Annotated in this window: 23 protein-coding genes and 1 riboswitch; of the genes, 22 read left to right on the top strand and 1 reads right to left on the bottom strand. The window is 72.9% G+C overall.

Going from position 1 to position 24,547, the window contains the following annotated elements; all coding sequences use genetic code 11:
* The 12 genes from def to hisF all read left to right on the top strand — a co-directional run bounded on the left by def (position 1) and on the right by hisF (position 9,846).
* On the top strand, positions 1-564 hold the full coding sequence (def, locus tag BV907_RS04790) for a peptide deformylase (RefSeq protein WP_077488584.1): 564 nt from the start codon (positions 1-3) through the stop codon (positions 562-564).
* Positions 561-1,481 (top strand): methionyl-tRNA formyltransferase, encoded by a 921-nt coding sequence (gene fmt / locus BV907_RS04785; protein WP_077488583.1) that lies wholly within the window; start codon positions 561-563, stop codon positions 1,479-1,481. Before def ends, fmt begins: the two co-directional genes overlap by 4 nt.
* Complete coding sequence (locus tag BV907_RS04780; protein WP_077488582.1) at positions 1,478-3,058, top strand: RsmB/NOP family class I SAM-dependent RNA methyltransferase; 1,581 nt, start codon at positions 1,478-1,480, stop codon at positions 3,056-3,058. The genes fmt and BV907_RS04780 overlap by 4 nt, the downstream gene beginning before the upstream one ends.
* Positions 3,059-3,751, top strand: a complete 693-nt coding sequence (gene rpe, locus BV907_RS04775) for a ribulose-phosphate 3-epimerase (RefSeq protein WP_077488581.1) — start codon at positions 3,059-3,061, stop codon at positions 3,749-3,751.
* 154 nt (positions 3,752-3,905) lie between these two features.
* Positions 3,906-4,047: riboswitch (FMN riboswitch) on the top strand.
* A gap of 80 nt (positions 4,048-4,127) precedes the next feature.
* A complete protein-coding gene (gene ribD, locus BV907_RS04770; RefSeq protein WP_077488580.1) occupies positions 4,128-5,249 on the top strand; it encodes a bifunctional diaminohydroxyphosphoribosylaminopyrimidine deaminase/5-amino-6-(5-phosphoribosylamino)uracil reductase RibD in 1,122 nt (373 codons plus the stop codon).
* Complete coding sequence (locus BV907_RS04765) at positions 5,249-5,872, top strand: riboflavin synthase (RefSeq protein ID WP_077488579.1); 624 nt, start codon at positions 5,249-5,251, stop codon at positions 5,870-5,872. The genes ribD and BV907_RS04765 overlap by 1 nt, the downstream gene beginning before the upstream one ends.
* The gene (gene ribB, locus BV907_RS04760; RefSeq protein ID WP_077488578.1) at positions 5,869-6,519 is read left to right on the top strand and encodes a 3,4-dihydroxy-2-butanone-4-phosphate synthase; all 651 of its coding nucleotides are present in this window, start codon (positions 5,869-5,871) and stop codon (positions 6,517-6,519) included. The genes BV907_RS04765 and ribB overlap by 4 nt, the downstream gene beginning before the upstream one ends.
* Positions 6,516-7,187 carry a GTP cyclohydrolase II gene (gene ribA, locus BV907_RS04755; RefSeq protein ID WP_077488577.1) on the top strand — a complete coding sequence of 224 codons (672 nt, stop codon included), beginning with the start codon at positions 6,516-6,518 and terminating at the stop codon, positions 7,185-7,187. The genes ribB and ribA overlap by 4 nt, the downstream gene beginning before the upstream one ends.
* 82 nt (positions 7,188-7,269) lie before the next feature.
* Positions 7,270-7,743, top strand: a complete 474-nt coding sequence (gene ribH / locus BV907_RS04750; protein ID WP_077488576.1) for a 6,7-dimethyl-8-ribityllumazine synthase — start codon at positions 7,270-7,272, stop codon at positions 7,741-7,743.
* Between the two features lie 111 nt (positions 7,744-7,854).
* Positions 7,855-8,118: a phosphoribosyl-ATP diphosphatase gene (locus BV907_RS04745; RefSeq protein WP_077488575.1), complete on the top strand. Its 264-nt coding sequence runs from the start codon at positions 7,855-7,857 to the stop codon at positions 8,116-8,118.
* A gap of 82 nt (positions 8,119-8,200) precedes the next feature.
* Positions 8,201-9,061, top strand: coding sequence for an ATP phosphoribosyltransferase (gene hisG / locus BV907_RS04740; protein ID WP_077488574.1), 861 nt, complete (start codon positions 8,201-8,203; stop codon positions 9,059-9,061).
* 11 nt (positions 9,062-9,072) lie between these two features.
* Positions 9,073-9,846 carry an imidazole glycerol phosphate synthase subunit HisF gene (gene hisF, locus BV907_RS04735; RefSeq protein ID WP_077488573.1) on the top strand — a complete coding sequence of 258 codons (774 nt, stop codon included), beginning with the start codon at positions 9,073-9,075 and terminating at the stop codon, positions 9,844-9,846.
* A gap of 183 nt (positions 9,847-10,029) precedes the next feature.
* Here hisF and BV907_RS04730 read toward each other — a convergent pair whose 3' ends face one another.
* Positions 10,030-10,674 carry a TIGR03085 family metal-binding protein gene (locus BV907_RS04730; protein WP_077488572.1) on the bottom strand — a complete coding sequence of 215 codons (645 nt, stop codon included), beginning with the start codon at positions 10,672-10,674 and terminating at the stop codon, positions 10,030-10,032.
* A 127-nt stretch (positions 10,675-10,801) separates the two neighbouring features.
* Here BV907_RS04730 and hisI point away from each other — a divergent pair, with 127 nt between their 5' ends.
* The 10 genes from hisI to BV907_RS04680 form a co-directional block, all read left to right on the top strand.
* Positions 10,802-11,224, top strand: coding sequence for a phosphoribosyl-AMP cyclohydrolase (gene hisI / locus BV907_RS04725; RefSeq protein WP_077488571.1), 423 nt, complete (start codon positions 10,802-10,804; stop codon positions 11,222-11,224).
* A gap of 70 nt (positions 11,225-11,294) precedes the next feature.
* Entirely contained in the window at positions 11,295-12,866 is a 1,572-nt protein-coding gene (locus BV907_RS04720; RefSeq protein ID WP_077488570.1) for an anthranilate synthase component I, read from the top strand.
* A gap of 43 nt (positions 12,867-12,909) precedes the next feature.
* Positions 12,910-13,536, top strand: coding sequence for a Trp biosynthesis-associated membrane protein (locus BV907_RS04715; protein WP_077488664.1), 627 nt, complete (start codon positions 12,910-12,912; stop codon positions 13,534-13,536).
* 94 nt (positions 13,537-13,630) lie between these two features.
* Positions 13,631-13,891 (top strand): HGxxPAAW family protein, encoded by a 261-nt coding sequence (locus tag BV907_RS04710; protein WP_077488569.1) that lies wholly within the window; start codon positions 13,631-13,633, stop codon positions 13,889-13,891.
* A complete protein-coding gene (gene trpC / locus BV907_RS04705; RefSeq protein ID WP_077488568.1) occupies positions 13,891-14,718 on the top strand; it encodes an indole-3-glycerol phosphate synthase TrpC in 828 nt (275 codons plus the stop codon). The genes BV907_RS04710 and trpC overlap by 1 nt, the downstream gene beginning before the upstream one ends.
* Before the next feature lie 155 nt (positions 14,719-14,873).
* On the top strand, positions 14,874-16,175 hold the full coding sequence (trpB, locus tag BV907_RS04700) for a tryptophan synthase subunit beta (RefSeq protein WP_245827806.1): 1,302 nt from the start codon (positions 14,874-14,876) through the stop codon (positions 16,173-16,175).
* Positions 16,172-16,981 (top strand): tryptophan synthase subunit alpha, encoded by an 810-nt coding sequence (gene trpA, locus BV907_RS04695; RefSeq protein WP_077488566.1) that lies wholly within the window; start codon positions 16,172-16,174, stop codon positions 16,979-16,981. Before trpB ends, trpA begins: the two co-directional genes overlap by 4 nt.
* A 2-nt stretch (positions 16,982-16,983) precedes the next feature.
* Positions 16,984-18,039 carry a prolipoprotein diacylglyceryl transferase gene (gene lgt / locus BV907_RS04690; protein WP_077488565.1) on the top strand — a complete coding sequence of 352 codons (1,056 nt, stop codon included), beginning with the start codon at positions 16,984-16,986 and terminating at the stop codon, positions 18,037-18,039.
* 454 nt (positions 18,040-18,493) lie between these two features.
* Positions 18,494-23,113, top strand: a complete 4,620-nt coding sequence (gltB, locus tag BV907_RS04685) for a glutamate synthase large subunit (RefSeq protein WP_077488564.1) — start codon at positions 18,494-18,496, stop codon at positions 23,111-23,113.
* On the top strand, positions 23,106-24,547 hold a 1,442-nt coding region (locus BV907_RS04680; protein ID WP_139346610.1), incomplete at its 3' end, for a glutamate synthase subunit beta. The genes gltB and BV907_RS04680, both read left to right, overlap by 8 nt.

The following is a 24,547-nucleotide window of genomic DNA, read 5'->3' as shown; positions in this document are numbered from 1 at the left end:
ATGGCCGTCTTGCCCATCAGGATCATCGGCGACCCCGTGCTCCGGACCGTCGCCGATCCCGTGACGGACTTCGGCCCCGAGCTGCGCCGCCTCGTGGCGGACATGATGGAGACCATGGAAGACGTCGACGGCGCCGGTCTCGCCGCGCCGCAGGTCGGCGTGGGGCTGCGCGTCTTCACCTACCAGGTCGACGGCCAGCGGGGCCACATCGTCAACCCCGAGCTCGAGCTCTCCGAGGACTTCCAGGACGACGCCGTCGAGGGCTGCCTGAGCATCCCCGGCGTCGCCTTCGCGGTGCGGCGCCGCCGCACCGCGACCGTGCGGGGCGTCGACGCCGACGGCCAGCCGGTCGCGTTCGACGCCGAGGGCCTCCTCGCGCGGTGCGTCCAGCACGAGACCGACCACCTCGACGGGATCCTCTTCCCCGACCGCCTCGAGGGCGAGGACCGCAAGGCGGCCCTGCGCGCGATCCGGGCGATCGACTACCGCAGCGTCGCCGGCTCGACCGTGGCGCAGCGTGCGCAGCACGTCGGCTCGAGCTTCGGCACGGGCCGTCGCGCATGAGGGTCCTCTTCGCCGGGACCCCGGCCGTGGCCGTTCCCTCCCTCGACCGCATCGTCGCGGCCGGTCACGAGGTCGTCGGCGTGCTGACCCGCCCGGATGCGCCGTTCGGCCGCAAGCGGGTGCTCACCCCGTCGCCCGTCGCGGCCCGCGCCGCCGAGCTCGGGCTGCCCACCGTCAAGGCCAGCCGCATCGGTTCCGAGGTGACGGAGCAGCTGGCCGCGTGGGAGCCGGACGTCGCCGCGATCGTCGCCTATGGAGGCCTCGTCCCGCCCGCCGCGCTCGATGTGCCCCGGCACGGCTGGGTCAACCTGCACTTCTCCCTCCTGCCCGCGTGGCGCGGTGCCGCGCCGCTCCAGCACTCGGTCATCCACGGCGACGACGTCGTGGGCGCCTCGACGTTCCGCCTCGAGGAGGGCCTCGACACGGGACCGGTGTACGGGACCCTCGCCGTGACGCCGGGTCCCGAGGCAACGAGCGGCGAGCTCCTCGACGAGCTCGCGGTGAGCGGCGCCGAGCTCCTCGTCCAGACGCTCGGCGGCATCGCGGAGGGCCGGCTCGAGCCGCTTCCGCAGTCCGGGCCGGCCACGCTCGCCCCCAAGCTCACGCTCGAGGACGGCAGGCTCGACTGGGCCCAGCCCGCCGTCGCCCTGCACCGTCGCGCCCGGGGCGTCACACCGGAGCCGGGGGCGTGGACGCTCCTCGACGGGCAGCGGCTCAAGCTGGCCCCGCCCCGGCTGCGGCCGGACGTCGAGGGGCTCGCACCCGGCCGGCTCGCGTGGGACGGCACGAGCGTCCTCGTCGGCACGGGTACCCACGCGCTCGAGCTCGTGCGGCTCCAGCCCGCGGGGAAGAAGATGATGGCCGCCGCCGACTGGGCGCGCGGCGCGGGAGACGTCGAGGGGAAGGTGCTCGGATGAGCGAGCGCGGCAGCGACAGCTCGGGCCAGGGCGGCCAGGGCGGCCGAAGGCAGGGCGGCGCAGGCCGGGGCGGCCAGGGCGGCGCGCCCCGCCGGGACGCGAAGGGACGCGAGCGCAACAGGGGAGAGGGCCCCCGCCAGCGGAGCCGTATGGCCCCCTCGGAGCGCACACGCCGCGCCGACCCTGCACGCCTCGTCGCGTTCGAGGTGCTCCGCGCCGTCTCGGGCGAGGACGCCTACGCCAACCTCGTGCTCCCGGCCCGGATCCGCCACCACAGGCTCGACCGCCGCGATGCGGGGTTCGCGACCGAGCTCGCCTATGGCGCGCTCCGCAGCACCGGCACGCTCGACGCCGTCCTGGCCCGCTGCGTCGACCGGCCGCTCGAGGCGCTCGACCCGGCCGTCCTCGACGTCCTGCGCCTCGGCGCGTACCAGCTCCTCTCGATGCGCGTCCCCGCCCACGCGGCCCTGGACGAGACCGTCGGCCTCACGCGCGCCGTCGTCGGCGCGGGCCCCTCGTCGCTCGTCAACGCCGTCCTGCGCCGCGTGAGCGAGCGTGGGCTCGACGACTGGCTGGACGAGCTCACCGCCGGCGCGGCGGACGAGACCGAACGCGATGCCATCCGGCACGCCCACCCGGCATGGATCGTCAGGGCCATGCGCCAGTCCCTCGTCGCCCACGGCCGCCCCGCGGGCGAGATCGGCGAGCTGCTCGACGCGGACAACGCGGCCCCTGTGGTCAACCTCGTGGCCCTTCCCGGCCTCGGCTCGCTCGAGGACGCCCTCGAGGCCGGCGCCGAGCCGGGGGAGCTCGTCGAGGGCTCGGCGCTCTCGGGCGGCGGCGACCTCGGCCGATGGTCGGCCGTGCGCGAGGGCACCGTCCGCGTCCAGGACGTCGGCTCCCAGCTCGTCGCCCGGGCCGTGGCGGGCGTGGCTGTCGGCCCGCACGACGGCGCCGGCTCGCCCGAGCGGTGGCTCGACCTGTGCGCGGGGCCCGGTGGCAAGGCGGCCCTCCTGGGTGCCATGGCCGCGCAGCGCGGCGCGACCCTGCTCGCCAACGAGGCCGCGCCGCACCGGGCGGACCTCGTCCGCCAGGCCCTGCGGCCCGTCCCCGAGGGCGTGTGGGAGGTGCGGACGGGCGACGGCCGCGACGCCGGGCGCGAGTTCCCGGGCCAGTTCGACCGCGTCATCGTCGACGTCCCCTGCACGGGCCTCGGCGCCCTGCGCCGCCGCCCCGAGTCCCGGTGGCGCCGCACGCCGTCGGACCTCGCCGAGCTCGGCCCGCTCCAGCGCTCCCTCCTCGACGCCGCGATCGACGCGACGGCGCCCGGCGGCGTCGTGGGCTACGTGACGTGCTCGCCGCACCCCGCCGAGACGACGACGGTCGTCGACGACGCGCTCCGCCGCCGCGCCGACATCGAGCCGCTCGATGCCGGCGCCGCCCTCGACGCCGTCGCGCTCCGCCCCCTCGGAGCAGGCCACGGCGAAACCGCGCAGCTGTGGCCCCACGTGCACGGGACGGATGCCATGTTCCTGGCCCTGTTTCGCAAGCTGCCCGCGCCCGAGAAAGAGGACTGAGTGAGCCCCTGCATCCACCCGAGCATCCTGTCCGCGGACTTCGTCAACCTCGAGGCCGAGCTCGCCCGGATCTCGGCCGCCGACGCCGTGCACGTCGACGTCATGGACAACCACTTCGTGCCCAACCTCACCCTCGGGCTCCCCGTCGTCGAGCGGATCCAGGCGGTGAGCCCGGTCCCGGTCGACGCGCACCTCATGATCGCCGACGCCGACCGCTGGGCTCCGCTGTACGCGGACCTTGGGATCGCGTCCGTCACCTTCCACGCCGAGGCGGCCACGGCGCCGATCAAGCTCGCCCGCGAGCTCCGGGCCCGCGGCTCGAAGGCGGGCATGGCGCTGCGTCCGGCCACGCCCGTCGAGCCCTACCTCGACATGCTCACCGAGCTCGACATGCTCCTCATCATGACCGTCGAGCCCGGCTTCGGCGGCCAGGCGTTCCTCGACCTGACCCTGCCCAAGATCCGCCGCGCCCGCGCCGCCGTCGAGGGCAGCGGGGCGTCCGTCGCGATCCAGGTCGACGGCGGGATCTCGGACTCGACGATCGCCCGCGCCGCCGAGGCGGGGGCCGACGTCTTCGTCGCCGGCTCGGCCGTCTACGGGGCCGCCGACCCGGGCGAGGCCATCGCCCGCCTGCGGGCGAGCGCCCAGGAAGCGGGCGGGCAGTCGGCCGGCGCCCGGTCCACGGCGGGCTGAACGCCCGGGTCGCCGCCGGCTGCGCCGTCATGGCCGCTCTTCATGGCGGTGCGTGACGGGAATGGCATGAGCACCCTGCGTGTTGTGCCACAATGTCAGTGGCCTATCGGTTGACCCGGCGACAAGCGGGCACCTGAGAAGCCAGTACCAAGTAAACGTGCTCCGGGGTCGGTGAAAGTCCGAACCGGCGGTGATAGTCCGCGACCCTGAGGCAACGCTCGATGAGAGCGCGGCCGACGGTTGAACCGGTGGAATTCCGGTACCGACAGTCAAAGTCTGGATGGGAGAAGCACGTGCAGCCTGTGGTGCGCCCCGAGGGGGCGCGCCCCATCTGTCGCAACCCCGGAGCCGCTGCAGAGCGGAAAGGAAGAGTGCGATGGATTCGCTGCAGTGGCTCTCACCCGTGCGCGCACAGCCGCCCGCATGGACAGCATCTGACTCGGCGCACATGGCCGAGGCCCTCAACCTCGCGACCCGCGGTCCGCGGGGCGCGAACCCCCTCGTCGGAGCCGTCGTCGTCGCCTCCGACGGGCGCGTCCTGGCGACGGGCTGGCACCGTGGCGCCGGGAGCCCCCACGCGGAGGCGGACGCCCTCGCGGCGGCCTCAAGGGACGGCGTCGACCTCGAAGGGGCGACGATGTACGTCACCCTCGAGCCGTGCAACCACGTGGGGCGCACGCCGTCCTGCGCGCACGCGATCGTCGCGACCGGGATCGCCCGCGTGGTCTACGCGATCGACGACCCGCACGACGCCGCCTCGGGCGGCGCCGCGACGCTGCGGGCCGGCGGGGTCGCCGTCGAGAGCGGGCTCCTGTCCGAGGAGGCGACCGAGCTCAACCGCCGGTGGCTCGAAGCGGTCGGCGCCGGCCGCCCCTACGTGACCGTCCACATCGCCCAGACCCTCGACAGCCGCATCGCCGCCGAGGACGGCACGAGTCAGTGGATCACGTGCCCCGCCTCGCTCGAGGACAACCACGCACTGCGTTCCCGCGTCGACGCGATCCTCGTCGGGAGCCAGACCGTGGCCGTTGACGACCCGCGGCTCACGGCCCGTGCGCCGGACGGGTCGCTCGCGCCGCACCAGCCCCTGCGCGTCGTCATGGGCCTGCGCGACGTCCCAGCGGACGCCGCCGTGCGCGGCGGTGACGGGCTCTTCCACCACGAGCGCACCCAGGACCCGGCCGAGGTCCTCGCGGCCCTGTTCGCGCGCGGCGTCCGGCACCTCATGGTCGAGGGAGGATCCCGCGTCATCGGCGCGTTCCTCGCCGCCGGACTCGTCGACGAGCTCATCGTCTACCAGGCGCCGATCCTGCTCGGCTCCGGCCGCTCCGCCGTCGCCGACCTCGGCATCCGCACCCTCGCCGACGCCCAGCACTGGGACTGGGACGAGGCCAACGGCGGCGCCGTGCGCCGCCTCGGCGCCGACGTGCGCCTGACGTTCAAACCCGCGGCCAGCGCCGCCCGCACCGCCAGCATTGCCCCTGAGGAGATCCACTGATGTTCACCGGAATCATCGCCGAGCGCGGCACGGTCGAGGCTGTCCACAGCACCGGCCGGAGCGCCGTCATCACGCTCAGCGTGCCCACGCTCGCACGCGACCTGCCCCTCGGCGGGTCCCTCGCCGTCGACGGCTGCTGCCTCACGGCGGTCGAGAACGACGGGCAGCACGTCACCGTGGACGTCATGGGGGAGTCCCTCGACCGCACGACCATCGGCCGCCTCGCCGCGGGCGACACGGTCAACCTCGAGCGCTGCGTCCCCGCCGGCGGCCGCCTCGACGGGCACGTCGTCCAAGGCCACGTCGACGGCGTCGGGACGCTCGTCGAGCGCGAGCCGCTCGAGAACTGGCACCGCCTCAGGTTCTCCGTCCCGCCGGCGCTCGCCCCGTACATCGCGGAGAAGGGCTCGATCGCGGTCGACGGCGTCTCGCTCACCGTCACCGCGGTGAGCCCGGCCGGGGAGGCCGGGCCGTGGTTCGAGGTCGGGCTCATCCCCGCGACGCTCGCAGAGACGGGCCTCGGCGCCAAGGAGCTCGGCGGCGCCGTCAACCTCGAGGTCGACGTCCTCGCGAAGTACACCGCGCGGCTCCTCTCCTTCTCCCGCGAGGGGGTCGCGCTGTGACCGCCCCCGCACAGGCCATCCGCCTCGAGCCCGTCAGCGCCGCCATCGATGCCTTCCAGGCCGGCCGTCCCGTCCTCGTCGTCGACGACGAGAACCGCGAGAACGAGGGCGACATCATCTTCGCGGCCCAGCACTCGACCCCGGCGCTCATGGGCTGGACGATCCGGCACAGCTCGGGCGTCGTGTGCGTCCCCATGGACGGCGCGACGGCCGAGAGGCTCGCGCTGCCGCCCATGGTCGCGGACAACCAGGACGCCAAGGGCACGGCCTACACGGTCTCGTGCGACCTCATCGGCACGGGCACTGGCATCAGCGCGACCGCCCGGTCGCGGACTGTCGCCGCGCTGGCGTCCGCGTCCTCGACCGCCGCGGACTTCAGCCGGCCGGGGCATATCTTCCCGCTGCGCGCGGTTGACGGTGGTGTGCTGGCCCGCCCGGGCCACACGGAGGCGGCCGTCGAGCTGTGCCGCCTCGCCGGCCTCGCGCCCGTGGGCGTGATCGCCGAGGTGGTCCACGACGACGGCGAGATGATGCGGCTCCCGGCCCTGCGAGAATTCGCGGACGAGCACGGCTGCCCGCTCATCTCGATCGAGGACCTCTCGGCCTACGTCGCCGCGCAGAGCGGCGCTCAAGGAGGAGTTCGATGACGCACCGGCCAGCACACGGCCACCACCGCCCCCACCCCGTCAGCGGCGGCCCGGTCGTGAAGCTCCCCACGGCGTTCGGCGAGTTCGTCGCCCAAGCCTGGACCGACGAGGAGACGGGGGTCGAGCACTTCGCCGTCAGCGCGCCGGACGCGCCGGCCGATGGCCTCGCGCCCCTCGTGCGGCTCCACTCGGAGTGCCTCACGGGCGACATCTTCGGCTCGTACCGCTGCGACTGCGGAGAACAGCTGGCCTATGCCCTGGGCCTGATCCGCGAGCAGGGCGGGACCCTCCTGTACCTGCGCGGGCAGGAGGGGCGCGGCATCGGCCTCGCGAACAAGATCAAGGCGTACTCCCTCCAGGAGGCCGGCTTCGACACGGTCGAGGCCAACGAGCAGCTCGGCCTGCCCGTCGACGCGCGCTCCTACCGGGCGGCCGCGCAGATCCTCGTCGAGATGGGCCTGACCCGCATCCGGCTCCTGAGCAACAACCCCGACAAGCAGCACCGCCTGGCCGACGCCGGCGTCGAGATCGTCGCCATGGTCCCGACCGAAGTGCCCTCGCGCGTCGAGAACATCCGCTACCTCCAGACCAAGAAGGAGCGGATGGACCACCGCCTCACCCTCGGCATCGAGGCCGCCGCCGCGCGCGCCGTCGCCGAGGGCGAGTGACCCAGGCCCCTCCCGCCGGCCCTGCCCGGGCCCAGGCATGACCCCCCCACCGACCACCTGCAGACAAGGAAGAGACCACCACGTGAGCGGACACGGCGCACCCACCCTGACACTCGACAACCCGGACCTCGCGACGCTGCGGCTCGCGATCGTCGCGGCCAGCTGGCACACCCAGATCATGGACGGCCTCCTCGACGGGGCCCTGCGCGCCGCGAAGGAGGCGGGCATCGCCGAGCCGACCGTCGTGCGGGTGCCGGGCACCTTCGAGCTCCCTGTCGCCGCCGGGAAGCTCGCCGGGACGCACGACGCCGTCGTCGCGCTCGGCGTCGTCATCCGCGGCGGCACGCCGCACTTCGAGTACGTGTGTGAGGCAGCGACGGTCGGCCTCACGGATGTGAGCGTTCGTTCGGGCGTCCCCGTCGGGTTCGGCGTGCTCACGTGCGACACCGAGCAGCAGGGGATCGACCGGGCCGGCCTGCCCGGCTCGGCGGAGGACAAGGGGCACGAGGCGACCACCGCCGCCTTGCTCACGGCGCAGACGCTCCGCTCGCTCTGACTGCCTCGACGTTGACCGACCACCCGGCGGCCTGTGGGGTGCCTCACAGGCCGCCGGTCACACACGGCCCCGTGTGCGGGCGGCCCTCCGCGCTCCAGTAGGCTTGGGCGCGTGAAGGATTTCGAGACACTGTTCGCCGAGCTCAGCGAGAAGGCCGAGAAGCGCCCGGCCGGATCGCGCACCGTCGCCGAACTGGAGTCCGGAGTGCACGGCATCGGCAAGAAGATCGTCGAAGAGGCCGCCGAGGTCTGGATGGCCGCCGAGTACGAATCGGACGACGCCGCGGCCGAGGAGATCTCGCAGCTGCTCTACCACGTCCAGGTGCTCATGCTGGCCAAGGGGCTCTCGCTGCAGGACGTCTACCGTCATCTGTAGCCGCGGCGCGCCGGCCCCTGTGAGCCGGCGTCTGACCGCGGCCCGTGCCGCCCCGACCCCTCCCGCATCAGAAAGCCCCTCCATGCTCCGTGTAGCCGTCCCCAACAAGGGATCCCTGTCCGAAGCCGCCTCGTCGATGCTGTCCGAGGCGGGCTACCGCCAACGCCGCGACAGCCGCGAGCTCGTCATGATCGACCCCGACAACGACATCGAGTTCTTCTTCCTGCGCCCGCGCGACATCGCGGTCTACGTCGGCCGCGGCACCCTCGACGTCGGCATCACGGGCCGCGACCTCCTGCTCGACGCCGAGGTCGAGGCCGAGGAGCTCCTCGGCCTGGGCTTCGCGGCGTCGACGTTCCGCTTCGCCGGGCCGGTCGGCCACTTCGGCGCTGTCGATGACCTCGCGGGCAAGCGCATCGCGACGAGCTACGACGGCCTCCTGCGCGGCTACCTCGCCCAGCGGGGCATCGACGCCGGGGTCGTGCGCCTCGACGGCGCGGTCGAGTCCTCGGTGCGGCTCGGCGTCGCGGACGCGATCGCTGACGTCGTCGAGACGGGCAACACGCTCAAGGCCGCCGGCATGGAGATCTTCGGCGAGCCGATCCTGCGCTCCGAGGCCGTGCTGATCGGCCGCTCGGGCGAGGGCGGTCCCGCGAACGGCACCGTGCGCGAGATCGACGTCCTGATCCGCCGCCTCCAGGGCGTGCTCGTGGCCCGCCAGTACGTCCTCATGGACTACGACATCCGCAAGGACCTCGTCGAGCAGGCCGCCGCGCTCACGCCCGGCCTCGAGTCGCCGACCGTGTCGCCGCTGCGCGACTCCGAGTGGGTCGCCGTGCGCTCGATGGTGCCCAAGCGCGAGACCAACCGCATCATGGACGAGCTCTACGACCTCGGGGCCCGCGCGATCCTGGTCAGCAGCATCCACGCCTGCCGGATCTGAGGGGACCCACGATGTCTGTTGCCGTCCGCGTCATCCCGTGCCTCGACGTCGACGCCGGCCGCGTCGTCAAGGGCGTGAACTTCCAGGACCTGCGCGACGCCGGGGATCCGGTCGCGCTCGCGCACCGCTACGACGCCGCGGGGGCCGACGAGCTCACGTTCCTCGACGTCACCGCGTCCTCGTCCGAGCGGGAGACGACGTTCGACGTCGTGCGGCGCACCGCCGAGGAGGTCTTCATCCCGCTCACGGTCGGCGGAGGCGTCCGCGGCGTCGCCGAGGTCGACCGCCTGCTGCGCGAGGGCGCGGACAAGGCTTCGATCAACACCGCGGCGATCGCGCGCCCCGACGTCATCGACGAGATCACGCGCCACTTCGGCTCCCAGGTCCTCGTGCTCTCGGTGGACGCGCGACGCGTCCAGGGGGACACCTCGACCCCGTCAGGCTTCGAGGTCACGACGCACGGCGGGCGCCGCGGGACGGGCATCGACGCGGTCGCGTGGGCGAAGGAGGCCGCTGACCGCGGGGTCGGGGAGATCCTGCTGAACTCGATCGACGCGGACGGGACGAAGGAGGGCTTCGACCTCGAGCTCATCCGGCTCATCCGCGGCGCAGTCACGGTCCCGCTCATCGCCTCGGGCGGCGCCGGCGTGCCGGAGCACTTCCCGCCCGCGATCGAGGCCGGCGCGGACGCCGTCCTGGCCGCGTCGATGTTCCACTTCGGCCCGGACGACATGATCGCCCAGGTCAAGGCCGCGATCCGCGACGCCGGCTTCCCGGTCCGCTAGCGGGAAGAGGGGTCTACCCCCACTCCCACGGCGCGGTGGCGCCCCTGAGTCGCCAGCCCGTTCCTAGTACGCATCTCGTCGCCCTCTGCGGATTCCGGGTACAGGCGAGGGCGCTGTCTGTGCACCCGAAACGCCGGATCCGCGTCGAGATACGTACCCGAAAGGCTACGGTCGCGGATAGGGTCACTCGCCGATGTCGGCGCTGGCGAGGAGGGCGACGGCGTCCGGCTGGCCCTCGTAGGTCACGAGCGCCTGCGCGGTGCGCCCGTAGGCATGCAGGAGGAGCTCGCCCGGCTCCCCGACGATCGCGACCGAGACGGGAGCCCGCTTCGCCACGTGCCGGGGCCCGGAGCTGTTGACGAGCACGACGCCCAGGTCCACGCCCCGGTACAGGAGCGCGGCGCGCTTGAGGACCTCGTCCCACAGCGCGGAGGCGTACGCGGCGTCGAGGGCGCGGGGCGCCCAGCGGTCCACCGCGCGGCGCACGTCCTCGGTGTGGACGAAGTACTCGGCCAGGTTCGCCGTCTCGTCGACGGCGGGGATGCGCAGGGGAGAGAGGGCCGGCGGCCCGGACCGGAACGACCCGACGAGCTCGGCGTAGCGCTCCGGCGAGGCGTGCGTCGCGGCGAGCCGCGCCACGGCACGGTCCGAGGCACCCCGGAGGCGCTTGAGCACGATGCCGAGGCCGACGCGTGGGCTGCGCTCGCGCAGGTACAGGTGGGCGGCGAGGTGCCGCGTCCGCCACCCCTCGCAGAGCGTGGGCGCGTCGGGGCCGGCCGCCAGCAGCGTCTCGGCCAGGACTTCGCGCGACAGGTCTACGAAATGCATCACTAGCGAACCTAGCACGCGGCACGGCCCCGCGCAGGCAGGCCTCCGGGCCCCGGCCCAGCTGCCGCCGGGGAGGGGCGCCGACGACGGTGCGGGAGCCGGTTCCGCGCCGTCTAGACTTGAGGGGATGTCTGAGCAGAGCGCCCCCACGTCCCCGGCCCCCGGCCGCAGCCCCGGCCGGCCTGCGCCGTCGAGCCCCCTGCCCGTCGAGCTCGCCGCGCGGCTCAAGCGGGACGACGCCGGGCTCGTCGCCGCCGTCGTGCAGCAGCACGACTCGGGCGAGGTCCTCATGGTGGGATGGATGGACGACGAGGCGCTGCACCGCACCCTCACGAGCGGCCGCGTGACCTTCTGGTCCCGGTCCCGCCGCGAGTACTGGCGCAAGGGCGACACGTCCGGCCACGTCCAGTGGGTCAAGTCGGTGGACCTCGACTGCGACGGCGACGCCCTGCTCGTCAGGGTCGACCAGGTCGGGGCCGCGTGCCACACCGGCACCCGGACCTGCTTCGACGGGCGGCGCCTCGACGCCGTCGTCGGCGAACGAGCCTGACCGGCCCCCGCCGCACTCCCTGATGGACCGGGAGCGCGGCCTCCACGAACCGAAAGCGAAAACGCACCCCATGAACGACCTTGGAGTCATCAGCCCCACGCTCGAGGAGTTCCGGGCCGTCGCGGCCCACCGCCGCGTCGTGCCCGTGCACCTCCGCGTCCTGGCCGACGCCGAGACCCCCATCGGCCTGTACCGCAAGCTCGCCGACGGCCGGCCGGGGACGTTCCTCTTCGAGTCGGCCGCCGTGGGGGGCTCGTGGTCCAGGTACTCCTTCATCGGCGCCGCCTCCCGGGCGACCCTCACGAGCCGCGAGGGCCAGGCCCACTGGATCGGCGAGCCGCCCGCGGGAGTGCCCATCTCCGGCAACCCGCTCGAGGCGCTGCGCGACACCGTCGCGGCGCTGCGGACCGAGCGCTTCGAGGGGCTCCCGCCGCTGACCTCGGGCATGGTCGGCTTCGTCGGCTGGGAGGCCGTGCGGCGCTGGGAGAAGCTCGTCTCGCCGCCCGAGGACGACCTGCACCTGCCGGAGCTCGCGATGAACCTCGTGACGGATCTCGCGGTGCACGACAACGTCGACGGCACGGTCACGCTCGTGGCCAACGCGATCAACTTCGACAACAGCGACGAGCGCGTCGACGACGCCTGGCAGGACGCCGTCGACCGCCTCCACGGCATGCTCGAGGCCCTCCTGCGACCGGCGGAGGCCGCCCTGAGCGTCCTGAGCCCCGTCGTCGACTACCAGGACAAGGTCATCCACGACTGGGCCGAGGACGGCTACCTCGCGGCCATCGCGCGCGGCAAGGAGGCGATCGTCGACGGCGATGTCTTTCAGGTCGTCATCTCGCGCCGCTTCGAGCTCGACTACGACGCCGAGCCCCTCGACGTCTACCGCGTGCTGCGCACGTCCAACCCGAGCCCGTACATGTACCTCATGACGCTCGCGGACGCCGAGGGGCGCGAGTACTCGATCGTGGGGTCCTCGCCGGAGGCGCTCGTCACGGTCACGGGCTTGCAGGTCGTGACCCACCCGATCGCCGGGTCCCGGCCCCGCGGGGCCACTGTGGAGGCGGACAAGAGCCTCGCCGACGAGCTCCTCGAGGACGAGAAGGAGCGGGCCGAGCACCTCATGCTCGTCGACCTCGCGCGCAATGACCTGTCCAAGGTGTGCCGGCCGGGCACGGTCGAGGTCAGCGAGTTCATGGAAGTCGAGCGCTTCAGCCACATCATGCACCTCGTCTCGACGGTCGACGGCAAGCTCCGCCCCGACGCGACCGCCTACGACGTCCTCGCCGCGACGTTCCCCGCCGGGACCCTCTCGGGCGCCCCGAAGCCGCGCGCCCTCCGGCTGCTCGACGAGGTCGAGCCGCACCGGCGCGGCGTCTACGGCGGCGTCGTGGGGTACTTCGACTTCGCGGGGGACATGGACATGGCGATCGCGATCCGCACGGCGCTCCTGCGCGAGGGGCGCGCGTACGTCCAGGCCGGCGGCGGCATCGTCGCCGACTCGGACCCGGCCGCCGAGGCCCTCGAGTCCGTCAACAAGGCTGCCGCGCCCCTGCGCGCCGTCCACACGGCGTCCGCCCTGCGCCCCGCCGAGACGCTCGCGCGGTCGGCGCCGGCGCCCGGAGCCGGGCGTGGCTGACGCTCCCGCCGTGCCGCGCTGGGCGCGCAAGTCCCTCGTCGTGATGCTGTGCGTCGCGTTCGCCCTGGCGGCGTTCGGCGCGACGACCCAGACGTGGCTCGACGCCGACGTCAGCGGCGCCGCCGTCCGCACGAGCCACCTCGAGGTGCAGGGCAGCAAGGCCGCGACGGCCGTCTCCGCGCTCGCCCTCGTGGGCCTCGCCGGGACGCTCGCCGCCGCGGTGGCGGGCCGGATCGGCCGCGTGGTGGCGGGCGCCGTCGTCGTCCTCGCCGGCGCGGGCGTCGTCGCGGCATGCCTCGCGGTGCTCGGCGACCCGCGGGCCGCCGCGGAGGGCACGATCGCGCAGGCGACGGGGCTCGCCGGGTCGCAGGCCGACGTCGTCCTCACCGCGTTCCCGGCCCTCGCGGCCGCCGCCGGCGGCCTCCTCGCGGCGGGCGGCGTGCTCCTGCTCGTCGCCTCGCGCCGCTGGGCGCTGCGCACGAAGTACGACACCGCAGCGCATGGCGCGTACGGTTCCGCGCCGGCCGCGCCGGCCGCGCCTGCCATTCCGGGAGCGGGCGGCCGCGCCCCGGACGGGCGGCCGGCCGGCGACGGCGGCACGGAGCACGGGCGCGTGGACCAGATCGACGGCTGGGACCGGCTCAGCCGCGGAGACGACCCGACGCGCTGAGCACGGCCGGGCCCGCGGGGCGCGGCCGGAACGCGACAGCCGCGATCGGAGTTGATGGCAGAATGGCACTAGTACCCCACGTCAGGAGATTGAGATGAGCAACACCCCCGGTTCGGCGAACACGAAGGACGTCCTCCACGGCGAGGACCTCGGCCACGGCAACAGCCCCGCGGCCTGGACCTGCGTCTTCGTCATGATGCTCGGCGCGATCGTCTCGTGCGTCGGCTTCGTGATCGCGTCGAACCCGGTGTTCTGGGGCGGCGTCGTCGTCATGGTCCTCGGCCTCGTCGTGGGCTGGGCCATGCGCAAGGCCGGCTACGGCGTGGGCGGCAGCAAGCTCAAGACCAACCACTGATGGCCACCGTCCTCGACGAGATCATCGCGGGCGTCCGCGAGGACCTCGCTGAGCGGGTCCGCCACGTCCCGGCGGCCGAGATCGAGGCCGCCGCGGCGGCCCGGCCCGCGGCGCTCGACGCGTGGGCTGCCCTCGGCGGCGGCCAGCCGGCGGGGGAGCTGCGGGTCATCGCCGAGGTCAAGCGGAAGAGCCCGTCGAAGGGCGCCCTCGCGGACATCCCCGACCCCGCCGAGCTCGCCGCGCTCTACGCGCGCGGCGGCGCCTCCGTCATCAGCGTCCTGACGGAGCAGCGCCGCTTCGGCGGGAGCCTGGCGGACTTCGACGCAGTCCGCGGCGCCGTGGGCGTGCCGCTCCTGCGCAAGGACTTCACCGTCGAGGAGTACCAGGTCCACGAGGCGCGGGCCCACGGCGCCGACCTCGTCCTGCTCATCGTGGCAGCGCTCGACGACGCGCGCCTGCGCGGGCTGCTCGAGCTCGCCCAGGGCCTCGGGATGGAGGCGCTCGTCGAGACGCACACCGAGGAGGAGATCGACCGGGCCGCGGCCGCCGGGGCCCGGATCGTGGGCGTCAACGTGCGCAACCTCAAGACGCTCGACGTCGACCGGGGCATCTTCGGCCGCCTCGCGGACCGACTCCCGGCCGGCGCGGTGGCCGTCGCCGAGTCCGGCGTGCGGGGGCCCGAGGACGTCGCGTACTACGCCGGGCTCGGCGCAGGCGCGGTCCTCGTCGGGGAGGCGCTCGTGACCCATGGGGATCCGCTGGCGCGGATCCAGGAATTCAAGCGCGCGGGAGCGGCGGCCATCGCCGAACGCCTCGCTGCACACTAGGCATTCGGCGGCGCCGGCCTCGGCGCGCCAGGAAGGTAGGACTCGTGGGCGAGAGCACGCCGGCATCGGCCCCGCAGCACGCGGCTGAGGGAACAGGACAGGGCACGGGGGAGGCGGGCGAGACGACGGCCGACGCCTTCCTCGCGGGCGGGAGCCTGCGCCACGCGCCCGGGCCGTACTTCGGTTCGTACGGCGGCCGCTGGATGCCGGAGTCCCTCATCGCCGCGCTCGACGAGCTCGAGGAGACCTTCGAGAAGGCGAAGTCCGATCCGGAGTTCCTCGCGCAGATCGCCGAGCTCAACCGGACCTACTCGGGCCGCCCTTCGCTGCTGACCGAGGCGAAGCGCTTCTCCGCGCATGCCGGCGGCGTCCGGGTCTTCCTCAAGCGCGAGGACCTCAACCACACCGGCTCGCACAAGATCAACAACGTGCTCGGCCAGGCCCTGCTCGCCAAGCGCATGGGCAAGACCCGCGTCATCGCCGAGACGGGCGCCGGCCAGCACGGCGTCGCGAGCGCGACCGCAGCGGCCCTCCTGGGCCTCGAGTGCGTCGTCTACATGGGCGCCGAGGATGCGCGCCGGCAGGCCCTCAACGTCGCGCGCATGCAGCTGCTCGGCGCGACGGTGGTCCCCGTGACGAACGGCTCCCAGACGCTCAAGGACGCGATCAACGACGCGCTGCGCGACTGGGTCGCCAACGTGCGCACGACCCACTACCTCCTCGGCACCGCCGCCGGCGCCCACCCCTTCCCGGCCCTCGTGCGGTTCTTCCACGAGGTCATCGGGGACGAGGCCCGGGAGCAGATCCTCACCCAGACCGGGCGGCTGCCGGACGCCGTGTGCGCGTGCATCGGCGGCGGCTCGAACGCGATCGGCATCTTCCACGGCTTCCTCGACGACCCGTCGGTGCGCATCTACGGCTTCGAGGCCGGGGGAGAGGGAATCGACACCGGCAGGCACGCCGCGACGATCACGCTCGGCCGCCCGGGGGTGCTGCACGGCGCCCGCTCGTACCTCATGCAGGACGAGGACGGCCAGACGATCGAGTCGCACTCGATCTCGGCGGGCCTCGACTACCCGGGCGTCGGTCCCGAGCACTCCTACCTGCACGACATCGGGCGCGTGACGTACGAGCCCATCACCGACGCGGAGGCCATGGACGCCTTCCGGCTCCTGTGCCGCACCGAGGGGATCATCCCGGCGATCGAGTCCTCGCACGCCCTCGCCGGCGCCCTCAAGGTCGGCCAGCGGCTCGCCGCCGAGGGCGGCGACCCCGCAGAGAAGATCGTGATCGTGAACCTCTCCGGGCGCGGCGACAAGGACGTCCAGACCGCCGCCGACTGGTTCGGCATGCTGGACGAGAACGGCAACGTCAAGGGCACGACGCTCTCGACCCGCTCGGCCAAGGGCGGCCAGCCCCAGGCCGCAGGTCAGGGCGAAGCGAAGGAGCAGCAGTGAGCAAGTCCGCCGCCAAGATCGACCAGGCCCTAGCCGGGGGCCGCGCCGCCCTCATCGGCTACCTCCCGGCCGGCTACCCGAGTGTCGAGGAGAGCATCGAGGCCGGCATCGAGCTGGCCCGCGGCGGCGCCGACCTCATCGAGATCGGCGTCCCGTACTCCGACCCCGTCATGGACGGCTCGGTCATCCAGGCCGCGACCACCGAGGCCCTCGCGCGCGGCTTCCGCGTGGCGAGCGTGTTCGACGTCGTCCGCGGCATCACCGAGGCCACCGCGGACCTCGGCACTGCCGTGCTCGTCATGACCTACTGGAACCCGGTCGTTCGCATGGGCGTGGACGAGTTCGCCCGCCGGCTCGCCGAGGCCGGCGGAGCGGGTCTCATCACCCCCGACCTCATCCCGGACGAGGCCGAGGAGTGGTTCGAAGCCTCCGACAGGTACGGCCTCGACCGCGTCTTCCTCGTCGCACCGTCCTCGACGCCCGAGCGCATGGCGATGACCGCCAAGGCCTGCCGCGGGTTCACCTACGCCGTCTCGCTCATGGGCGTCACCGGCGCCCGCACGGCCGTCGATGCGGCGGCGCGCGACGTCGTCGAGGCGGCCCGCGCGGCCGGCGCCGAGCGCGTCTGCGTCGGCCTCGGCGTCTCGACCGCGGAGCACGTGCGCGAGATCGCCGACTACGCGGACGGCGTCATCGTCGGCTCCGCGCTCGTGTCGGCGCAGCGCGACGGCGGGCCCTCCGCCGTCGGCCGGCTCGCCTCCGAGCTCAGCGCCGGGCTCTCGCGCACGACGGCGGCCGGGGCCTGAGCATGACGGGCTCGCTCGCCGCCGTGGTCGCCCCGGCCGCCGCAGCTGCCATCGCGCCAGCCGCCATCCCCAGCCCGGACTGGTCCGGGTTCGACATCCCCCTGCCGTGGGGGTCCCTCCGCATCCACGCCTACGCCCTGTGCATCCTCGCGGGCATCGTCGTGGGCCTGTGGCTCACGGCCCGCCGGTGGGCCAAGCGCGGGGGCCCGGCGGACGCCATCTGGGACATCGCGATCTGGGCCATCCCCGCTGGCATCATCGGCGGGCGGCTCTACCACGTGTTCTCCTCCCCGGACCGGTACTTCGGACCGGGGTACGACGGCACGGGCGATCCGAGCGCCATCTGGCGCATCTGGGAGGGCGGCCTCGGCATCTGGGGCGCCGTGCTCCTCGGCGCGGTCGGAGCCTGGATCGGCTGCCGCCGCTCCGGCGTCCGGCTCACGGCCTTCATGGACGCCGCCGCGCCCGGGCTCCTGCTCGCCCAGGCGATCGGCCGCTGGGGCAACTACTTCAACCAGGAGCTCTTCGGCGGCCCCACCGACCTGCCCTGGGGCCTCGAGGTCGACGCCGAGAACGCGAACTTCCCGGCGGGCTACGACCCCCAGACGCTCTTCCACCCCACGTTCCTCTACGAGTCGCTGTGGAACCTCGCCGGCGTGGGCCTCCTGCTCGCCCTCGACGCGCGCTTCCGATTCCGCGGCGGGCGCCTCTTCTGGATCTATGCCGCCTACTACACGCTCGGCCGGGTCTGGATCGAGGCCCTGCGCATCGACGATGCCCAGATGATCACGGTGGCGGGGCTCACCGCGCGGCTGAACGTGTGGACGTCGGCGCTCGTGTTCCTCCTGGCCGTCGCGGTCTTCGCCGCGCTCACGATCGTCCGCCGCCGCGCGACGGACAGCGTCCTGCTGCCCGGCCGAGAGGCCGGTGCCGGGCGAGAGGCCGAGGCTGGGCGAGAGGCCGAGGCTGGGCGGGCGGAGGACGCCGACGGCGGCACCGGCCGCCACGTCGATCGGGGTGCCGGTGCCGGCTCCCCGGAGGAGCCCACGGACCGCTAGCACGGCGTCTCGGGGGCGGATCATTTCGCGACCGGGACCCGTGTAACAACCGCGTCCCGGAATGCGGACGATACCGTCTCGGAATGCGGCTCCGTGGTAGTCTGGCGGACAGTCGAGAAGGCTCTGACGCTCCGTGGCCCGCATCTATGGCCGCACAGGATGCCTGAAGAGGCCGACCGGAAGGCGGACCCCCATGCCGCCGGCCGACCAGACCGGGCTACCGCCTGGAAGGCTCGCCTCCACAACGACGTGGACCATTCCGACGCCCGGCAGAGTCCCGGGCGCATCGGCACCTGAGTATGTCCGTCCCAGGTGCGGAAGGCTGTTACGCCTGACGCGGGCCAGCCATACTGTTCCAAGTAATCAGCGCCTTGCTGTGCCCTCGCATGGCCAGCATTGCGGGGCCAACGTTGTCCCCTGTCGCGAAACCGACCAGGAGGAAGGACGTTACGTCATGACTCATCCGACACACGGCGCCGCCGAGCAGGGGTCCGAAAGGGCGCTCTCCCCGTTTGAGCGATTCTCCTCCCTGCCCGCCTCCGCAGGCATGTACCGCGCCGACACCGAGAAGGATGCGTGCGGCCTCGCCATTGTCGCGACGCTCCGGGGCGAGGGCGGCCACGACATCGTCGATGCGGCACTGCACGCACTGCGAGCGCTTGAGCACCGCGGCGCCGTCGGCGCCGACGAGGGCACGGGCGACGGCGCCGGCCTCCTGACCCAGATCCCGGACGAGTTCTTCCGCGCGGTCGTCGACTTCGAGCTCCCGGCTCCGGGCCAGTACGCGGCGGGCATCGCCTTCCTCCCCGCGGAGGACCGCGAGGCCGCGACCGCCCGCGCGGGCGTCGAGGCGCTCGCCGCCGCCGAGGGCCTCACCGTCCTGGGCTGGCGCGCCGTCCCCGTCGTCGCGGAGCTCGTCGGCGCGATGGCGCGCGCGTGCATGCCCCGCTTCGAGCAGCCCTTCCTTGCCTCGGCCACGGGCGAGGAGCTTACCCGCAACGAGCTCGACGCGCGGGCCTGGCGCATCCGCAAGCGCGCCCAGAACAAGCACGGCGTCTACTTCCCGTCGCTGTCCTCGCGCACCATCGTTTACAAGGGCATGCTCACGACCGCCCAGCTCGAGCCGTTCTACCCCGACCTCTCGGACGACCGGTTCACGACGAAGCTCGCGATCGTGCACTCGCGCTTCTCGACCAACACCTTCCCGTCGTGGCCCCTCGCCCAGCCGTTCCGCACGATCGCGCACAACGGCGAGATCAACACGGTCAAGGGCAACCGGAACTGGATGCGCGCACGCCAGTCGCAGCTGAGCAGCGCGCTCCTGGGCGACGCCCCCGAGGAGCTGTTCCCGATCTGCACCCCGGGCGCCTCCGACTCGGCCTCGTTCGACGAGGTCGCCGAGCTCCTGTGGCTCTCCGGCCGCCCCATCACGCACTCGATCATGATGATGATCCCCGAGGCGTGGGAGAACCACGTCTCGATGGACCCGGCCCGCCGCGCCTTCTACGAGTACCACTCCCTCCTCATGGAGCCGTGGGACGGCCCCGCCGCGGTGTCCTTCACCGACGGCACCCTCGTCGGCGCGACCCTCGACCGCAACGGCCTGCGCCCGTGCCGCTACTGGGTCACCGAGGACGGCCTCGTCGTCTTCGCCTCCGAGGTCGGCGTCGTCGACGTCGAGCCCGCCAAGGTCGTCAAGAAGGGCCGCGTCGCGCCCGGCAAGATGTTCGTCGTCGACACCGACGCCGGCCGGATCATCGACGACGAGGAGGTCAAGGCGGAGATCGCCGGGACCAACCCGTGGGCCGAGTGGGTCGAGGAGAACGTCATCCGCCTCGACGACCTGCCCGAGCGCGAGCACGTCGTGCACACGCCGCAGTCCGTCAACGTCCGCCAGCGCACCTTCGGCTACACGCAGGAGGAGCTGCGCATCCTCGTCGGCCCGATGGCCCGCACGGGCGCCGAGCCGCTCGGCGCGATGGGCTCCGACACCCCCGTCGCGGTGCTGTCCAAGCGGCCGCGGCTCCTGTTCGACTACTTCGTCCAGTCCTTCGCCCAGGTCACGAACCCGCCGCTCGACGCGATCCGCGAGGAGCTCGTGACGAGCCTCAACAGCGCGATCGGGCCCAACGGCAACCTCCTGAGCACGGGACAGGTCTCGGAGAAGCAGGTCACCCTGCCCTTCCCCGTGATCAACAACGACCAGCTCGCGAAGATCGCGAACATCGAGGCCGCCTCAGGGCACAACGCGGGCGACCGGATCGCCGTCAAGATCCGCGGCCTCTACCGCCCCGAGGGCGGCGAGCAGGCCCTGCGCGCCCGCCTCACCGAGATCTGCGAGCAGGTCTCCGGCGCGATCAACCGCGGCGTGCAGTACATCGTGCTCTCGGACCGCGACTCGAACGCGCAGTGGGCGCCGATCCCGTCGCTCCTGCTGCTCTCCGCCGTGCACCACCACCTCCTGCGCAGCGCCAACCGCACCAAGACGGCGCTCGTCGTCGAGGCCGGCGACGTGCGCGAGGTGCACCACGTCGCCGTCCTGCTCGGCTACGGCGCGGCCGCGGTCAACCCGTACCTCGCAATGGAGAGCGTCGAGGAGCTCATCCGCTCCGGCGACCTCCCGGGCGTGACCCCCGAGGACGGCGTCTACAACCTCATCAAGGGCCTCGGCAAGGGCGTCCTGAAGATCATGTCCAAGATGGGCATCTCGACGGTCGCCTCCTACTGCGGCGCCCAGACCTTCGAGGCACTCGGCCTGTCCCAAGAGCTCGTCGACGAGTTCTTCGCCGGCACGCACAGCCAGCTCGGCGGCGTCGGCCTCGATGTCATCGCCGCCGAGGTCGCCGCGCGCCACGAGATGGCGTACCCGTCCTCGGGCATCGAGCAGCCGCACCGGCCTCTCATGAACGGCGGCGAGTACCAGTGGCGCCGCGACGGCGAGCCGCACCTGTTCAACCCGGAGACCGTCTTCCGGCTCCAGCACGCGACGCGCGAGCGCCGCTACGACGTCTTCAAGGCGTACACGAACGGGATCGACGACCAGTCGAAGAACCTCATGACGCTCCGCGGCCTGCTCACGTTCCACGAGGGCCTCCGCCCGGCGGTGCCGATCGAGGAGGTCGAGCCGGTCTCGAGCATCGTCAAGCGCTTCTCCACCGGCGCGATGAGCTACGGCTCCATCTCGAAGGAGGCGCACGAGACCCTCGCGATCGCGATGAACCGCCTCGGCGCGAAGTCCAACACGGGCGAGGGCGGCGAAGACGTCGACCGCCTCCTGGACCCCGAGCGCCGCTCGGCGATCAAGCAGGTCGCGTCGGGCCGCTTCGGCGTCACGAGCCTGTACCTGACGAACGCGGACGACATCCAGATCAAGATGGCGCAGGGCGCCAAGCCCGGCGAGGGCGGCCAGCTCATGGCCCAGAAGGTCTACCCGTGGGTCGCGCGCACGCGCCACTCGACCCCGGGCGTGGCCCTCATCTCGCCGCCGCCGCACCACGACATCTACTCGATCGAGGACCTCGCTCAGCTCATCTACGACTGCAAGCGGTCCAACCCGGGCGCGCGCGTGCACGTCAAGCTCGTCTCCGAGGTGGGCATCGGCACGGTCGCCGCGGGCGTGACCAAGGCGAAGGCCGACGTCGTGCTCGTCTCCGGGCACGACGGCGGAACCGGCGCCTCGCCGCTCAACTCGCTCAAGCACGCGGGGGTTCCGTGGGAGCTCGGCCTCGCCGAGACCCAGCAGACTCTCATGCTCAACGGGCTCCGCGACCGCGTCGTCGTGCAGGTCGACGGCCAGCTCAAGACCGGCCGCGACGTCGTCATCGCCGCTCTCCTGGGCGCCGAGGAGTACGGCTTCGCGACCGCACCGCTCGTCGTCTCCGGCTGCATCATGATGCGCGTGTGCCACCTCGACACGTGCCCCGTCGGCGTGGCCACGCAGAATCCCGAGCTCCGTTCGCGGTTCACGGGCAAGCCCGAGTTCGTCGTGAACTTCTTCGAGTTCGTCGCGGAGGAGATCCGCGAGCTCCTCGCCCAGCTCGGCTTCCGCAGCCTGGACGAGGCGATCGGCCGCAGCGAGGTCCTCGACGTGCGCGACGCGATCGAGCACTGGAAGGCCGAGGGCCTGGATCTCTCGCCGATCCTCGCGAGCCTCGACTTCGACGAGGACGCTCCGCTGCGCAACATGACGGGCCAGAACCACGAGCTCGAAAAGCACTTCGACACGCCGCTCATCGAGATGGCGTCCGAGGCCCTCGCGGACCGCAGCCCGGTCAAGATCAGCCTGCCCGTCGTGAACACCGATCGCTCGGTGGGCACGATGCTCGGCCACACGGTCACGAAGACCTTCGGGACGGAGAACCTCGCGACCGACACGATCGACGTGACGCTCACGGGCACGGCCGGGCAGTCGCTCGGCGCGTTCCTTCCGGCCGGCGTGACCCTGCGCCTCTTCGGCGACTCGAACGACTACGTGGGCAAGGGCCTCTCGGGCGGCCGCGTCATCGTGCGCCCGGACCGCACGAACGTGTTCCCCGCGGAGCACAACGTCATCGCGGGCAACGTGATCGGCTACGGCGCCACGAGCGGTGAGATGTTCCTGCGCGGCCAGGTCGGCGAGCGGTTCCTCGTGCGGAACTCGGGCGCGACCGCCGTCGTCGAGGGCATCGGCGACCACGGCTGCGAGTACATGACCGGCGGCCAGGCGCTCATCCTCGGCCGCACGGGCCGCAACTTCGGCGCGGGCATGTCCGGGGGCACGGCGTTCGTCCTGGACCTCAAGCCGGAGCGCGTGAACAAGCAGGCGCTCGACTCGGGCGAGCTCCAGCTCCTGCCGCTCGACGACGAGGACCGCGACATCGTCCGGAACCTCCTCGTGAAGCACATCGAGGAGACCGAGTCCGCGCTCGCGCAGCGGCTTCTCGAGAATTTCGACGACACGGCGGCGAGGATCACCAAGGTCCTTCCGCGCGACTACGCAGCAGTGCTGCAGACCCGTCTGTCGGCCCTCGAGGAGGGCCTCGACCCGGACGGTGAGGAAGTTTGGTCTCGCATCCTGGAGGTGACCGGTGGCTGATCCACGCGGATTCCTGAAAGTCCGGCAGCGGGAGACGCAGCCGCGGCGCCCCGTGCCCGTCCGCATCATGGACTGGAAAGAGGTCTACGAGGCGCAGGAGCGCGGCGTGCTCAAGCGCCAGGCCGGCCGCTGCATGGACTGCGGCGTGCCGTTCTGCCACCACGGCTGCCCGCTCGGCAACCTCATCCCCGAGTGGAACGACCTCACCTGGCGCGGCAAGGGCCGCGAGGCCAGCGAACGGCTGCACGCGACGAACAACTTCCCGGAGTTCACGGGCCGCCTGTGCCCGGCCCCGTGCGAGACGTCGTGCGTGCTCGGCATCAACCAGCCGGCGGTGACGATCAAGCAGATCGAGGTTTCGATCGCTGACGAGGCCTTCGACGAGGGCTGGACCGAGCCCCTTCCGCCGGCGCGCCTCACGGGCAAGACGGTCGCCGTCGTCGGCTCCGGGCCCGCGGGCCTCGCCGCCGCCCAGCAGCTGACCCGCGTCGGCCACACTGTCGCCGTGTACGAGCGCGACGACCGGATCGGCGGCCTCCTCCGCTACGGCATCCCCGACTTCAAGATGGAGAAGGAGGTGCTCGAGCGCCGCCTGACCCAGATGAAGGCCGAGGGCACCCGCTTCCGCACGGGCGTGAACGTCGGCAAGGACGTCAGCTGGGACCAGCTGCGCCGCCGCTACGACGCCGTCGTGGTTGCCACCGGCGCCACCGTCCCGCGCGACCTGCCCATCCCGGGCCGCCACCTCGAGGGCGTCCACTACGCCATGGACTACCTCGTGCAGGCCAACCGCGTCGTCGCCGGGGACACGGTCCCGGACCAGATCGACGCCCGCGGCAAGCACGTCGTCATCCTCGGCGGCGGCGACACCGGCGCAGACTGCATCGGCACGGCCCACCGCCAGCAGGCCGCGTCCGTCACGACCCTCGCGATCGGCAAGCAGCCCCCGAGCGAGCGCCCCGCCCACCAGCCGTGGCCCATGTTCCCGAACCTCTTCGAGGTCGCGAGCGCCCACGAGGAGGGCGGCGATCGGACCTACCTCGCCTCGACCGTCGAGTTCGTCGGCGAGAACGACCGGCTCACGGGCATCAAGGTCGCCGAGACGGAGTTCGTCGACGGCAAGCGCCTGCCCAAGGCCGGCACGGAGCGCATCATCCCCGCTGACCTCGTCTTCCTCGCGCTCGGCTTCACCGGCGCCGAGCCGGCGGGCATCACGGAGCAGGTCAAGGCCGGCTTCGACGAGCGGGGCAACGTCGCCCGCGACGGCGACTACATGACCGGGACGCCGGGCATTTTCGTGGCCGGCGATGCCGGACGCGGCCAGTCCCTCATCGTCTGGGCCATCGCGGAAGGCCGCGCGTGCGCGGCCGCCGTCGACCGGCACCTCACCGGAGCGACGATCCTCCCGGCGCCGGTCGCGCCGACGGACCGAGC

Origin of the sequence: Sinomonas mesophila (assembly GCF_001999765.1) — a bacterium.
GTDB lineage: Bacteria > Actinomycetota > Actinomycetes > Actinomycetales > Micrococcaceae > Sinomonas > Sinomonas mesophila.
The sequence above is the reverse complement of the archived record's forward strand: the minus strand, read 5'-3'. Positions and strand labels throughout refer to the sequence as shown.

Excerpts from the sequence above, each read along its gene's own strand:
- def (WP_077488584.1), top strand. The coding sequence starts at position 1 with ATGGCCGTCTTGCCCATCAGGATCATCGGCGACCCCGTGCTCCGGACC.
- fmt (WP_077488583.1), top strand. The coding sequence starts at position 561 with ATGAGGGTCCTCTTCGCCGGGACCCCGGCCGTGGCCGTTCCCTCCCTC.
- BV907_RS04780 (WP_077488582.1), top strand. The coding sequence starts at position 1,478 with ATGAGCGAGCGCGGCAGCGACAGCTCGGGCCAGGGCGGCCAGGGCGGC.
- ribD (WP_077488580.1), top strand. The coding sequence starts at position 4,128 with ATGGATTCGCTGCAGTGGCTCTCACCCGTGCGCGCACAGCCGCCCGCA.
- BV907_RS04765 (WP_077488579.1), top strand. The coding sequence starts at position 5,249 with ATGTTCACCGGAATCATCGCCGAGCGCGGCACGGTCGAGGCTGTCCAC.
- ribA (WP_077488577.1), top strand. The coding sequence starts at position 6,516 with ATGACGCACCGGCCAGCACACGGCCACCACCGCCCCCACCCCGTCAGC.
- hisG (WP_077488574.1), top strand. The coding sequence starts at position 8,201 with ATGCTCCGTGTAGCCGTCCCCAACAAGGGATCCCTGTCCGAAGCCGCC.
- hisF (WP_077488573.1), top strand. The coding sequence starts at position 9,073 with ATGTCTGTTGCCGTCCGCGTCATCCCGTGCCTCGACGTCGACGCCGGC.
- BV907_RS04730 (WP_077488572.1), bottom strand. The coding sequence starts at position 10,674 with ATGCATTTCGTAGACCTGTCGCGCGAAGTCCTGGCCGAGACGCTGCTG.
- hisI (WP_077488571.1), top strand. The coding sequence starts at position 10,802 with ATGTCTGAGCAGAGCGCCCCCACGTCCCCGGCCCCCGGCCGCAGCCCC.
- BV907_RS04720 (WP_077488570.1), top strand. The coding sequence starts at position 11,295 with ATGAACGACCTTGGAGTCATCAGCCCCACGCTCGAGGAGTTCCGGGCC.
- BV907_RS04715 (WP_077488664.1), top strand. The coding sequence starts at position 12,910 with ATGCTGTGCGTCGCGTTCGCCCTGGCGGCGTTCGGCGCGACGACCCAG.
- BV907_RS04710 (WP_077488569.1), top strand. The coding sequence starts at position 13,631 with ATGAGCAACACCCCCGGTTCGGCGAACACGAAGGACGTCCTCCACGGC.
- trpC (WP_077488568.1), top strand. The coding sequence starts at position 13,891 with ATGGCCACCGTCCTCGACGAGATCATCGCGGGCGTCCGCGAGGACCTC.
- lgt (WP_077488565.1), top strand. The coding sequence starts at position 16,984 with ATGACGGGCTCGCTCGCCGCCGTGGTCGCCCCGGCCGCCGCAGCTGCC.
- gltB (WP_077488564.1), top strand. The coding sequence starts at position 18,494 with ATGACTCATCCGACACACGGCGCCGCCGAGCAGGGGTCCGAAAGGGCG.